1 pseudogene is annotated in these 379 nt (G+C 61.2%); it reads right to left on the bottom strand.

What is annotated here, in order from left to right:
- Positions 1 to 379: pseudogene (locus tag AF337_RS07025) on the bottom strand (hypothetical protein); the annotation flags it as partial.

Below are 379 nucleotides of genomic sequence, written 5' to 3'. Positions count from 1 at the left end.
GTCCGTCAGCCTTGTACGCCTGCGCCGCCTTCCAGAGGGACATTACTTCTCCGCTTGGGACGTGGACAGTTGATCCCGGCGGGATATCGTCCGCGATGAGGTTGCACACCGTCTTGTTTGTGAAGAGACCGCGGATCATCGCCTCCCAGTTCCCCCGCCGTGAGGAGAAGACGTTGAGGTCGGTCGGATTCTCGCCGTGTTCAATGAGATAGCGTCCGGCGTCGCCCGCCGCAGGGATCGCGCCCGCAGGAGAGATGTGGTCGGTCGTGATGTCGTCGCCGAGCACGAGGATGGGATGAGCTTCATAAATCCCCAGACGTGCCCCCGGAGCTGACAGCCATCTAATTGATGATCTGATCGCCGATCGACTGCCTGAGCC

The sequence above is a fragment of the Rhizobium ecuadorense genome (genome assembly GCF_001187535.1).
In the GTDB taxonomy this organism is placed as follows: Bacteria; Pseudomonadota; Alphaproteobacteria; order Rhizobiales; family Rhizobiaceae; genus Rhizobium; species Rhizobium ecuadorense.
The sequence above is the reverse complement of the archived record's forward strand: the minus strand, read 5'-3'. Positions and strand labels throughout refer to the sequence as shown.